The 12029-nt window shown below is 59.8% G+C and carries 11 protein-coding genes and 1 pseudogene; 9 read left to right on the forward strand and 3 right to left on the reverse strand.

Features of this window, described 5'->3' with window-relative positions:
• Positions 1-27 precede the first annotated feature (27 nt).
• Positions 28-831 (reverse strand): hypothetical protein, encoded by an 804-nt coding sequence (locus tag RDL77_RS23880; protein ID WP_288194990.1) that lies wholly within the window; start codon positions 829-831, stop codon positions 28-30.
• 110 nt (positions 832-941) lie between these two features.
• Positions 942-1577, reverse strand: coding sequence for a LysE family translocator (locus RDL77_RS23885; RefSeq protein WP_288194982.1), 636 nt, complete (start codon positions 1575-1577; stop codon positions 942-944).
• Between the two features lie 279 nt (positions 1578-1856).
• Here RDL77_RS23885 and RDL77_RS23890 point away from each other — a divergent pair, with 279 nt between their 5' ends.
• The 8 genes from RDL77_RS23890 to RDL77_RS23925 all read left to right on the forward strand — a co-directional run bounded on the left by RDL77_RS23890 (position 1857) and on the right by RDL77_RS23925 (position 11352).
• Positions 1857-4019: a transglycosylase domain-containing protein gene (locus tag RDL77_RS23890; RefSeq protein ID WP_374042789.1), complete on the forward strand. Its 2163-nt coding sequence runs from the start codon at positions 1857-1859 to the stop codon at positions 4017-4019.
• 501 nt (positions 4020-4520) lie between these two features.
• Complete coding sequence (locus tag RDL77_RS23895) at positions 4521-5072, forward strand: spore coat U domain-containing protein (protein WP_288194984.1); 552 nt, start codon at positions 4521-4523, stop codon at positions 5070-5072.
• Between the two features lie 95 nt (positions 5073-5167).
• On the forward strand, positions 5168-5785 hold the full coding sequence (locus RDL77_RS23900; protein WP_288194985.1) for a spore coat U domain-containing protein: 618 nt from the start codon (positions 5168-5170) through the stop codon (positions 5783-5785).
• 169 nt (positions 5786-5954) lie between these two features.
• Complete coding sequence (locus RDL77_RS23905; protein ID WP_288194986.1) at positions 5955-6692, forward strand: molecular chaperone; 738 nt, start codon at positions 5955-5957, stop codon at positions 6690-6692.
• Complete coding sequence (locus RDL77_RS23910) at positions 6658-9075, forward strand: fimbria/pilus outer membrane usher protein (RefSeq protein ID WP_288194987.1); 2418 nt, start codon at positions 6658-6660, stop codon at positions 9073-9075. The genes RDL77_RS23905 and RDL77_RS23910 overlap by 35 nt, the downstream gene beginning before the upstream one ends.
• A gap of 167 nt (positions 9076-9242) precedes the next feature.
• On the forward strand, positions 9243-10148 hold the full coding sequence (locus RDL77_RS23915; protein WP_288194988.1) for a spore coat U domain-containing protein: 906 nt from the start codon (positions 9243-9245) through the stop codon (positions 10146-10148).
• A gap of 81 nt (positions 10149-10229) precedes the next feature.
• Complete coding sequence (locus RDL77_RS23920; RefSeq protein ID WP_288194989.1) at positions 10230-10814, forward strand: DUF1214 domain-containing protein; 585 nt, start codon at positions 10230-10232, stop codon at positions 10812-10814.
• On the forward strand, positions 10807-11352 hold the full coding sequence (locus tag RDL77_RS23925) for a DUF1254 domain-containing protein (protein ID WP_223611385.1): 546 nt from the start codon (positions 10807-10809) through the stop codon (positions 11350-11352). Before RDL77_RS23920 ends, RDL77_RS23925 begins: the two co-directional genes overlap by 8 nt.
• A 3-nt stretch (positions 11353-11355) precedes the next feature.
• Here the strand turns inward: RDL77_RS23925 and RDL77_RS23930 are convergent, their stop codons facing one another.
• Positions 11356-11643 (reverse strand): YciI family protein, encoded by a 288-nt coding sequence (locus tag RDL77_RS23930; protein WP_223611386.1) that lies wholly within the window; start codon positions 11641-11643, stop codon positions 11356-11358.
• A 161-nt stretch (positions 11644-11804) separates the two neighbouring features.
• Here RDL77_RS23930 and RDL77_RS23935 point away from each other — a divergent pair.
• Positions 11805-12029 (forward strand): annotated as a pseudogene (locus tag RDL77_RS23935) (hypothetical protein); the annotation flags it as partial.

Below are 12029 nucleotides of genomic sequence, written 5' to 3' on the forward strand. Positions count from 1 at the left end.
AGCTGCAGCGTCCCGCCCTGGCGCCCTTCATACTGAATGCCGGTGGTGTCGCGCAGCGCCTTCAGGCAGTCGCGGCTGTACTCCGCCAGGCGCACCATACGGCCTTTGTTCTCCATATAGTGGCGGGGGGCGCCGGTGCGCCGCCCCCTCCACACCCCCCTCCACCGGGAAGAAGGGCCGGCCAAACCCCTCCCCCCCCGCGCCCGGCGCGGTAATTCGCGGCTCCGCCCCCCCCACTGTCCCCGCCCTCCCCGCAAACCCCTTGGCGGCGGTTGCTGGTCCGTCCGCCCCTGGAACACCCATTCGTTGATCAGGGACTGCATCTGCACCGGGCTGAGATTGTCGCTGCACCAGTTCGTCGGCGCGGCAGAGGGCAAGTTCATGGATTCTTCCGTCGATGCGCACCAGCGCTTCGCGCAACTCTTCCGGGCTCAGCATGAGCACGGACCGCTGCTGTTCAACGCGTTTGTCCTGCATGTCGCTGAGGCGCTCCATGGTGCGGGCAAGCTGCGCGAGGGCATCCAGCCGTGTCTTCGCCGTCGCCGTCTCGTCTCCCAGTTGCAGTTGCTCCAGTTCCTTGCGCAAAAGCGCCATGAGATCGTGAATGAGGGTAATTTCCGTGTTCTGGCATTCCAGATATGCAAGCGTCAGCCCGTCATCGAGGACGCGCTGCTCGAACTCCGTCCGGCCGATGCCGAACACCGGCGCCATTGCATCGGCGGAAATCCCGTAGTGCCGGCAAAGATCATAGGCGTGCCGGCGGCACAGCGCGCTCTCGCCGCGCTCCATCATTGTCATGGCCAATTCCCGGAAGATCAGATCGCCCGCCACCGGAATGATCCGGGCACATTTCTGACGATAACCAGACCCTACACAAGTCCCGTCACGCAGTCAAGGACTATTTTCCTAAATATGATTATTTTCTTTCAATGCCCCCGCCGTCAGGCGGATGCCTTCCTCCAGCCGAGCGCCAGCAGCCCTGCCCCGATCATCAGCGAACCGCCGGTGCGGTTGACCGCGCGCTGCACCCTCGGCTTACGGATGGTCTGGCGCGCCATGGAGGCCATCAGCGCATAGGTTCCGGCATTGAGCGTTGCCAGCACCAGGAACGTCGTCTCGAAGATCAGCATCTGGGTGAAGACCGGCCGTGCCGTGTCGAGGAACTGCGGCAGGAACGCCACGAAAAAGATGATGCTCTTGGGGTTCAGCGCCGTCACCACATAGGTGTGCAGGAAGATGCGCAGCGCACTGTCCTTGCTCTCCTGCGCTTCGCCTGCGTCGGCGGTGTCCGCCACCGGGGCGCGCCACAGCTTGATGCCGAGATAGATCAGATAGGCCGCGCCGATCCACTTGAGCACCGTGAAGATCGCGGCGGAGGCGGCAAGCAAGGCGCCGAGCCCCAGCATCGATGCGGTCATGGCGGTGAAATCGCCCAGCGCCACACCCGCAACGGTTGCAGCGGCAAAGCGGCGGCCATGGCCAAGCGCATAGGAAATGACCAGCAGGATGGTCGGGCCGGGAATGGCCAGAAGGATTGCCGATGCCGCAACAAATGCCAGCCAGTGTTCGATGGACATGCTCTTTCGCTCCCGCCAAAAACCACAGCAATCCATCACCGGAACACAATTGCAAGTGGAATTTTTGCCGCCCCGGACTCCATCAAATCTCGGTGTTGACGGTTGCGCCCCTTGTCGCCCGATCAGAAAAAGAGTTAAATTTTTCCTTGAGATAGAAAGGGACGAAACGGACTGCCGCGGTCTTATAACGGCCATCATAAGAAGCTGTTAAGCGTAATCGGCTACATCATATCTTCGCGCGCGATGTGGCTGACGACAGGCAGACAAGAGATTGGCATGATGAACGAGCCTCGGGCCAAAAATACTCTGGCCAAGAAGAAACGCAAGCGATTCAAGGTCTCGCCTCTGCTTGGACTTGATGCCTGGATCGATTCGTCGCTGTACGAGCTGCGTTTCCGCCTCGCCGAATTCTGGGAAGACACCACCATCTTCTTCCGCCGCTTCCATGTATCGGGCTGGCGGCGCGGCGTGGTCGAGCTCCTCAGCGAAGGTTTTACCTGGGGCACCGCTGGCTCCGTGGTCATGCTGACGCTCGCCATTCCCGCCTTCCATGACACGGAAAAGAACTGGCGCACGCGCGACGATTTCGCCGTCACCTTCCTCGACCGTTACGGCAACGAGATCGGCCAGCGCGGTATCCTGCACCGCAGCGCCGTGCCCATCGACGAATTGCCGGACCATGTGATCAAGGCGGTTCTGGCCACGGAGGACCGCCGCTTCTTCGACCATTTCGGCATTGATTTCCTTGGTCTTTCCCGCGCCATGACGGAAAACCTGCGTGCCAATTCCGTGGTCCAGGGCGGCTCCACCATCACCCAGCAGCTGGCAAAAAACCTGTTCCTGACCAATGAGCGCAGCCTCGACCGCAAGATCAAGGAGGCGTTCCTGGCGTTGTGGCTGGAATCCAACCTGTCGAAAAAGGAAATCCTGCAGACCTATCTCGACCGCGCCTATATGGGTGGCGGCACGTTCGGCATCGCCGCGGCCTCGGAATTCTATTTCGGCAAGAGCGTCAAGGATGTGAACCTCGCCGAAGCGGCCATGCTCGCCGGCCTGTTCAAGGCCCCGGCCAAATATGCGCCGCATGTCAACCTGCCTGCCGCCCGCGCCCGCGCCAATGTGGTCTTGAGCAATCTCGTGCAGGGCGGGCTGATGACCGAAGGCCAGGTGGTGGGTGCCCGGCGCAATCCGGCGACAGTCGTCGATCGTGCCCGCTCGGAAAGCCCGGATTATTTCCTCGACTGGGCTTTTGACGAGATCCGCCGCGTCGGCCAGAAACTGCCGTCGCACACCCTCGTCGTGCGCACCACGCTCGATACCGGCATCCAGAAGGCGGCGGAGGAATCGGCGGAATATCACCTGCGCCAGTTCGGCAAGGAATACCATGTGACGCAGGCGGCCATCGTCGTCCTGGAAACCAACGGCGCGGTGCGCGCCATCGTCGGCGGGCGCGACTATGGCGAAAGCCAGTTCAACCGCGCCACGGCGGCGCTGCGCCAGGCCGGTTCCTCGTTCAAGCCCTATGTCTATGCCGCCGCCATGGAAAAGGGCATGACGCCGAAAACCATGATTTCGGGCGGCGCCGTGTCCTGGGGCAACTGGTCGCCGCAGAACTATTCGCGGCAATATCTCGGCCAGATCGACCTGACGACGGCCCTCGTCAAATCCATCAACACGGTGCCGGTGCGCCTCGCCAAGGATTATCTGACGACGGCGCCCATCGTGGCGCTGGCGAAAGCCATGGGCGTGGAATCGGTGATCAGCCCGCACAAGACCATGGTGCTCGGCACCTCGGGCATGACGGTCATGGATCAGGCGACGGGCTACAACACCTTTGCCACCGGCGGTCTTGCCGGCGTGCGCCATGCCTTCACCCAGGTGAGCGACCAGAACGGCAAGCTCCTGTGGGACTGGAAGACCGATGGGAACAAGCCGCACCGGGCGCTGACGGAAAAGGCGGCGTTCAACATGAACATCATGCTCAGCCAGGTGCCGGAATGGGGCACGGGACGGCGCGCCGCCCTGCCGATGACGCGCGTGGCGGGCAAGACAGGCACGACCCAGAGTTACCGCGATGCCTGGTTCGTCGGCTTCACCGGCAATTACACCGCCGCCGTCTGGTTCGGTAACGACAACTTTACCCCGACCAAGGAGCTGACCGGCGGCATCCTGCCGGCGATGACCTGGCAGCGTTTCATGAACTACGCCCACCAGAACATCGACCTGAAGCCCATTCCCGGCATCGATCCGGCGATGCCGAAGCAGGACAAGGTGGCGGCCGCCAAACCGGCCACGGCGGATGAGGAAGCGCTGAAGGCAGCCGAGCGCCCGCGCGTGCTCTCCAATGCCACCGTCACGTCCCTGCGTGAAATCGGCCAGGCGCTGAAGGAAGCGCCGGCACTGAAACTGCCTGACGTGCCGACGAAAATCTCCGCCCGCTAGCGCCGTTTGCATCGATGCCGTGCGTGGTTCGACAAGCTCACCATGAGGAACGCGGGGGATTGCAGGGAGTTAGCTTTTGCAACGGTTGTGATTAATCTGGCACCAAACCACCGCCCTCATGGTGAGCTTGTCGAACCACGCACCACATGGTGAGCTTCCTGAGCTTGCCGAAGGGCGAACCACGTACGAACAACCGCGCAGAATACTGATTCGTCCTGCCCCGCGCGCGGCGGAGATTCCGTGCTGGGTTGTACTTCCAACGGTGACTTTGAGTCGGCGCAGAAATACACTCAAGGTTGTATTGCAGTATTATGTACAATTTCTAATGTATAAAATGCGCAATATATTGGGCTAAAGTACTATACATAAATGGAAATTCGTGGGTTGAAATCCTGTGTCTTCTGGTTATCGTTAAGAAGATAAATATACTATTACGCGAGTAGCGTTGTATCGACATTCATTTTTAAACATTGATTTTGAACCATACCTTTAGGAGAAATGATGAAAGTTTTCATCCCCGTTATTGCTGCGTCCACCCTGCTTGCCTCCACCGTTTCCGGCTGGTCTGCTGAGCCGGCGACCGGCACTCTCGAAGTAACGATAACAATCGGTGAGCAATGTAAGGTCAATCCCGGCGGTAATGCCTCTCTTGATTTTGGAAAGTATGGAAGTCTGGATCGAGATATCGACAAAGCGACTGTGAAAGAGGGCATAGGTTCCATCCAGGTCCAATGCACCAAAGACATACCCTACACAATTGCGCTTGACGCCGGCAAACATTCAATATTTGGCGATAATGTTAATGATCGACACATGCTCTTGGTGAGCACGGATAACCCTGGTGAAGAGATCAAGTATAACTTATTCTCGGACGAAGCCCACACCCGGGTGTGGGGGAATACCCCATCGTCCAATGGTAACTCTGGCGATGTTGTTTCTGCAAAAGCAACTGGCGATGTACAGTCTCATCAAGTTTTCGGACGCGTCGAGGGACGTTCAAATCTCATGCCAGGGGTATACAAAGATACGGTTACCGTATCGGTTTCTTTCTGATTTTCCCAACATTTTCTGAGTCACCCGCACTTGATAGCTTTGCGAAAGCTACGTGCTATCAAGTGCTATTCTGAAATACTTCTTTAGGAGCAACAATGAAAATTGTTATCCCCACTTTTGCCCTTTCCGCACTCATAGCATCCAGTGTTTCCTGTTGGTCGTCATCCATCGCGCCAGGCAATCTCGAAGTCAACGTGGAACTTCGCGCCGAATGCAGCGTTGATGTCGGCGGCGGCGTTCTCGATTTTGGAAACCATGACAGAGTGAACGAAGATATCAAGATCCAGGGTTCCATTCAGGTCCAATGCAATAACTTGACCCGTTACAGCATTAGCCTCAACAATGGTCGCAATTACAATAATGAGGGCACCGAAAATCTTGATACGGGTCGCAAGATGAAAAGTGATAGCGGGTCGCTGATTGCCTATGAATTATATACGGACGCGGGGTACAACACAATTTGGGGGGAGACTGAGGAGAAGACGACCGTTACCGCTCGCGTGCCTAGACCTCCTACATTTGACCCTCGACGTATTCAAGAATCGTACATAAATGAAAACAGTATCAACAAGAGACGCTCCGTCTCCGTCAAAGAGAGCGCAGACGGCAGAGTGCAGTCGATTCCGATTTATGGTCGCGTCCTGAAGTCCGATGCATTGTCTGCCCTCCCCGGCAGATATTCCGACACTGTGACGGTGACGGTTAGTTACTGATTGGATCACCGGCAACAGTTCGCGGGACCAGTTCGTAGTTGGCCTCGCCATTCCGATACTAAACTATCGCTTGGCCCGCCCGGCCGAAAATCGCGCAGACCTGCTTTTTCAACGATCCTCCTCTATACAAATTTATTTATATTTTTCAAATGTTTATACTGGATTTTTTATGATTTTTCACCACTCCGCGAAGCTGCTCTTCGCAATAGCCTCCGTTACCTCGATGCTGGCTTTCAACAACACCGCCCTTGCAGCGCCGCTGCAGGTCTCGCCTGTCTCCGTCGATCTCACCGCCCCCGGCCAGACGTCCACCGTCAATCTGCGCAATGAGGGCGACCGTCCCGTCAATGTCCAGGTCCGGGTGTTTTCCTGGACCCAGGTGAACGGCGAAGACAAACTCACGCCAAGCCGGGATGTGGTCGCCAGCCCGCCCGCCGCGACACTGCAGCCCGGCACCACTTATACGATCCGCATTGCCCGCATCGCCCCGCCGCTGAAAGCGGGCGAGGAAACCTACCGGCTGCTGATCGACCAGCTGCCCGAGGTCAATATACGCCGCCCGTCAAGCGCGGTGGATCTGGCCATCCGCTATTCCATCCCGATCTTTTTCGCCGAAAGGGCCGCCGGTGCCGAGCTGCAATGGAATGTCAGCCGCTCCGGTAAGACCCTGATTGCCGAGGCCACCAATGTGGGCAATCGCCATGCCAAGATCGCCGGTCTCGCGGTCGCCTCCAAGGCCGGTACGGTTTCCTTCGGCGAAGGGCTGAATGGCTATGTCCTGCCCGGCTCGACCCGGCGCTGGATCGTCAGTGCGGGTGCGCAGCGCATCCAGCCTGGCGCCAGCGTCAATGTTACGGCCAAGGGGGATGACTATGCGGTCAATCAGACAGTTGTCGTCACGCCTTGATCTGCGCCTTGCCTGCATCGGACTGTGTCTGGCCGGAACCCTATCCCCCGTTCCGGCGCAGGAGGCACCGCCGATCACGCCGGAACTGCCCGTGTCCGGGCAGGAGCTTCTGCTTGGCGTCAAGGTGAATGACAATGGGTCGCGCGTGCTCGCCCGCTTCCGCCATCTGCCCGACGGCAAACTGGCGGCGACACCGGATGAACTGCGCAAGGCCGGTTTCAGGCCGGAGCGCGGCGTCGCGGACAAGGATGGTTTCATTCCGCTCGACAGCCTGCCCGGCGTGGCATGGGAATATAACGATGTCGATCAGATGATCGCCTTCACCGCGCCGGATCAGGCGCGCGAACCGACGACGGTCGATCTCGGCAGCGAGAGCGAGCCCATCGATTTTTCCGCGGTCCGTTCGGATTTCGGGCTGGTCACGAATTACACCCTCTACGCCACATCGGGCTCCAACTGGCATGGCGACAGCTTTGACGGCAGTCTGAGCGGCAGCGCCGAGTCGCGGCTGCTGACGCCCTTCGGCACATTGTCGACGAGCGGTCTCGGCCGGATGAACCCCTTCGATGCGGGACACTATGACATTGCCCGGCTGGACAGTGCCTGGCGCTATGTCGATCCGAAGCGCATGCTGACCTACCAGATCGGCGATACCGTTTCGGGCGCGCTGTCATGGACGTCGTCCTACCGGCTGGGCGGCCTGCAGATCAGGCGCAACTTTGGCATCCGCCCGGATCTGGTCACCACGCCCGTCCCCAGTCTCACCGGCAGCGCCTCGGTGCCCTCGACGCTCGATCTCTATCTCAACAACATGAAGGTCTATTCCGGCGATGTGCCGTCCGGGCCGTTCGACTTCAGCGGCCTGCCTTTCCTCGGCGGCGGCGGCGATGCGCGCATTGTCATGAAGGACGCGCTCGGCCGCGAATCCGTGATCCAGCGCTCCTATTTCTTTGCCCCCGGCATGCTGCGCAAGGGTTATGTGGATTATTCCGCCGAAGTCGGCTTGCCGCGCCTCGGCTACGGTTATGACTCCTTCAACTATGCCAGCGATATCGCCGCCTCCGGCAGCATCCGTTATGGTCTCACCAACTGGCTCACCCTCGAAGGACATGCGGAAGGCATCCGCAATCTGGTCAATACCGGTGCAGGTTTTGCCGCAAGCCTCGGCCCCTACGGGTCCGTCAATGCCTCGGTTGCGGCAAGCCGTTATGAAGGCGCGCTCGGCGAGAAGATTTCCGCCTATTATCAGGTCTCCCGCAACGGCTATTCCTTCTATGTCGGCGGCGACCGCATGATCGGCGATTACAATGATGTCGGTCTGGTGGCTGACCGGCGCAACGATTACGAAACACCGGTTTCCGCCCGCAGCCGTCAGGTCGACCGTGTCGGCGTCTCCTTTCCGCTCGGTTTCGATCCCTCCTCGCTCAGCCTCGGCTTTTCACGCATTCACGGCGCCGGGCGTGACAGCGATTCCAGCCTTCTCAATGCGTCCTGGTCGCGCACGGTCTTCGACAAGGTCTCGCTCTATGTCACCGGCTATGGCGATCTCGGCCGCGGTGGGGATTTCGGTGTCTATGCCGGCCTGTCCATGCCCATCGGCAAGGACATGACCGCCTCCGCCAGTCTCTCGCGCAATGGCGATCACATCGGCGTCGATACCAGCCTGTCGCGTTCCTCCGGGCTCGAGGAAGGCGCTGTCGGCTGGACCATACGGGACCATGAGGGCGGTGACGGCAACAGCGCCCGCTCGGTCAGCGCCAATTACCGCACCCGGCTGGCGCAGCTTTCGGGCTCCGTCGAGCAATCGGGCGATCAGGGCCGCGTGACAGGCACCATCGAGGGTTCCGTCGTTGCCGCCGGCGGCGGCGTATTCCTGGCCAATCGTGTCGACGATGCCTTCGCCGTGGTCAAGGCGGGAGGTCCGAATGTCGATGTCTCGGTCAACAGCCGCCGTGTCGCCAGGACGAATTCCCGTGGACGTGCCCTCGTTCCCTCGCTGGATTCCTATCGGCGAAACCGCATTTCCATCGACCCCGCCAACCTGTCCTTCGATCTGCAGCCGGACCAGACCGAGGCGGTTGTCATCCCCGCTGACCGTTCCGGCGCCGTGGTCGATTTCGGTGTCAGCAAAGTCGATGCCGCCATCGTCAACCTGACGGGGCCGGATGGCAAGGCCGTGCCGCTCGGCGCGGCGGTGCAGCTGGACGGGTCCAGCCAGTCCACCGTTGCCGGCTATGACGGCCGCACCTACCTGACCGGACTTTCCGGGCGCAACAGCATCACCGTCACCCTGCCTGAAAACGCCGGCACCTGTCATGCCACGTTCGATTATGCGGCCAAACCCGGTGCACAGCCGGAAATCGGGCCGATCCCATGCCGCTAGAAAGAGGAAGTTCAATGCCCAGTCCAAGCCCTGCCCGCCGCGAGCCTGCGATTCTGGCGAGAGCCTTGGGCATGATAATTCGGCGTCGATGGTTTCTCGCCCTGTCGGTCCTGACTGTCCTGGTGTCGATATCACCAGCGTCCGCACAGGTCTGTGTGGTGAAAAGTATGGAATCGCTTGGAACCGTAAAAATAGCAGATTTGATATCAAACGCCTCGACTTCTCCCTCCACCACGGCCAAAATCGCCTATGAATGCCCTCAGGAGGTGCTTGATACGGGGGGCGTGATTTGCGCCTATATCGAAGGCAACAACAACAACCGCAATGTGTTTTACCAAGGACAACCCGAGAAGGATTCCAGCCTCGCATGGGAGGGGAAATTCAAGTCACCCGACTCCGATCAAGATAACGTAGGAGCAGTGAAATTAAAGAAAGGATCACGCATCCTCGAGGGCAGCATGCATTTGACGGCTACCTACTTGCCCCGTGCGAACCAAAGTGGAGTACGGGCAGGAATATATACGTCGACGTATAACCTAGTCAGTGTTACTTACAATGATAATACGGGGGAGCCCGACTGTCATGACCTATCTAAGATTAAGGCTGACTCGAGGCGCGTTACAACGCCATTCCAGTTACAAGCCGAGGTCCTGACATCCTGCCAGCTCGAGAACAAGGGCGAAAAGGCGGAAAAGTTCGATACGATTGATTTCGGCACAAGAGGCTCCTTTGACGCTGCATCAGCTTCGAACGGCACAATCAGCGCGACAAGCCAAATCGACGTGCGCTGCACCTATCAAACGCCCTATACACTTGAGCTCGGCAATGGTGAAAACTACGATGGCAGCACGCGGCGCATGAAAAATGAAAAAAACGGTAACTTCTTAGCCTATCAGCTGTTTGACAAGACCGCGTCGGACGTGTCTTCGCCCTGGAGCACCCTTACCGGGAATGGCAACACGGTCAATGCGGTCAACGCATACAAGGTCGAAGGTCGGTTGACCACACCCATCGCCGTCGCACCCGCTGCGGGCGAATACAAAGACACGATTGTCGTGAAGCTCACCTTCTAGGCATGCAAATTGCGAGCGGGCATGGGCGTAATTATCGGCACCACCTTGCCTCACCGCACATTTCGCGTGTAGTCATCGTACATGCTTCGAAATGTGTTTCTTGCCCTCATCGCTCTTGTCATTGCCGTCGGCGGCGGCACGCTGAGCGCATGGTATGCGGTCAACCGCTTCGACGGTTTCGGCACGCTGACCATCGGGCAATGGACCGGTTATCCCGATGCGGGCACGCCGCAGTCCGACCCCTATGCCAAGGCGCGCGCCGCGCGCGAGGGCGCGTTTCCGCTGGGTAGCGCCGAGGGCCTGGCCTTCTACGCCTACCGTGACGACCAGGGGCAGACGCTCAATCGCCAGTGCACCTACCGCATGGCCGGCAACAGTCCCAATTCGCGCTTCTGGACGCTTTATGCGGCGGATCTGGCGCTGATTCCGCTCGATCCCGGTGTGGACCGGCCGCCGGCCCTGCACTCGCGCCAGATTTTCCGCGGCGACAACGGCGCATTCATCGTTGCCGTCTCGCCCAAGGCCCAGGCCGGCAACTGGCTGGCAACGGCCGGCTCCGGCCGCATGGTGCTGGTGATGACGCTCTACGATACGCCGGTCGGCGGCAATTCCGGCCTGGTCGACATGACCTTCCCGGCGGTGAAAAAGGTGCGCTGCGATGGGTAGACTGATCCGCGCCCTGCTCTTCGGCCTTGTCGGCGCCGGCATCGTGCATGTGGCCGTGGTGCTGCTTGTGCCGCTCTATTCCGACCGCAATGCCTGGTCGCGCATCTCGGATTATGGCGAAGACTGGGCCTTCCATCCCGTGCTGCGGCAGGCGACGGCGCAGACCGTGCCGCTGGCGCTCGATCCGCTGTTCGAAGCGGTCGCATGCCGCTTCGACATCACCGACCTTCCCGCCCGCATCACCGGCGTCGGCACCGCGCCCTACTGGTCGATTTCCGTCTATGACCGGCAGGGCGAGAACATCTATTCGATCAATGACCGCACCGCCATTGCCGACCAGCTCGATCTCGTCATTGCCCGGCCCCTGCAGATGATCGAACTCAACAAGACCAAGCCGGTATCGGCGGCCAATTCCGTGCTGATCGAGGCGGACATGAACGAAGGCTTTGTCGTCGTGCGCGGCTTTGTGCCCGACCAGTCCTGGAAAGCCCAGGTCGACGCCTTTCTGAAAAGCGCCAACTGCGCGCCACTGCTCTGACAATCAGTCGAGCAGGCCTTCCAGTCCCCTCTGCGCCTTTGTCGCCGCGAACTGCTGGATATCGTAGGTCGCGAGTTTCTTCACCCAGAACGGGTCTTCAGCCAGAATGGCGCGCAGCGCCTCCTCGCTCTCGCTCCTCGCCAGAATCACCCCGCCAGTGCGCGGCACCTTGCGGCCCGATGCGAGAAAGGTTCCCGTCGCATAATGGCGGTCGAGAAAAGCGATGTGCTCGGCAGCGGCCGCATCGAGCGCGTCGAGCGGCGCAACATAATTCAGCGAAACGATGTACATGGGAGAACTCCGGCGGGGATGATCGTACCCCTGTCATATAGACGTGCGAGCCCTCGGACAAAACCGGTGTGGCGTCAAAAAGCGGTGATCACGGGCGATTGCAAACCCGTGCGCCGCGGTTAACCTGCGCCCGTCCCAACAGCCCGCTGGAGAAAGCGCCCATGAAACGTCTCGTCCCTGCCGCAACCGCCGCCCTTCTCGCCCTCACCGTTGCACTGCCCGCCCGCGCCTTCGATCCGCAGAATGCCGAGCGCATAAAAACCCTCGTCGACACCGGCATGCAGTATTACTGGTCGGGCGGCGACGTCAAAAAGGCGGAAGCCGAGATTTTCAAGGGCATCACCCTGCATGGCCGCTACGACGTGGTGGAGCAATCCTTCGCCGAG

It is taken from the genome of uncultured Phyllobacterium sp. (assembly GCF_902479695.1).
Taxonomy (GTDB): Bacteria; Pseudomonadota; Alphaproteobacteria; order Rhizobiales; family Rhizobiaceae; genus Phyllobacterium; species Phyllobacterium calauticae.

Excerpts from the sequence above, each read along its gene's own strand:
- RDL77_RS23905 (WP_288194986.1), top strand. The coding sequence starts at position 5,955 with ATGATTTTTCACCACTCCGCGAAGCTGCTCTTCGCAATAGCCTCCGTT.
- RDL77_RS23920 (WP_288194989.1), top strand. The coding sequence starts at position 10,230 with ATGCTTCGAAATGTGTTTCTTGCCCTCATCGCTCTTGTCATTGCCGTC.
- RDL77_RS23900 (WP_288194985.1), top strand. The coding sequence starts at position 5,168 with ATGAAAATTGTTATCCCCACTTTTGCCCTTTCCGCACTCATAGCATCC.
- RDL77_RS23915 (WP_288194988.1), top strand. The coding sequence starts at position 9,243 with ATGGAATCGCTTGGAACCGTAAAAATAGCAGATTTGATATCAAACGCC.
- RDL77_RS23885 (WP_288194982.1), bottom strand. The coding sequence starts at position 1,577 with ATGTCCATCGAACACTGGCTGGCATTTGTTGCGGCATCGGCAATCCTT.
- RDL77_RS23925 (WP_223611385.1), top strand. The coding sequence starts at position 10,807 with ATGGGTAGACTGATCCGCGCCCTGCTCTTCGGCCTTGTCGGCGCCGGC.
- RDL77_RS23895 (WP_288194984.1), top strand. The coding sequence starts at position 4,521 with ATGAAAGTTTTCATCCCCGTTATTGCTGCGTCCACCCTGCTTGCCTCC.
- RDL77_RS23890 (WP_374042789.1), top strand. The coding sequence starts at position 1,857 with ATGAACGAGCCTCGGGCCAAAAATACTCTGGCCAAGAAGAAACGCAAG.
- RDL77_RS23910 (WP_288194987.1), top strand. The coding sequence starts at position 6,658 with ATGCGGTCAATCAGACAGTTGTCGTCACGCCTTGATCTGCGCCTTGCC.
- RDL77_RS23930 (WP_223611386.1), bottom strand. The coding sequence starts at position 11,643 with ATGTACATCGTTTCGCTGAATTATGTTGCGCCGCTCGACGCGCTCGAT.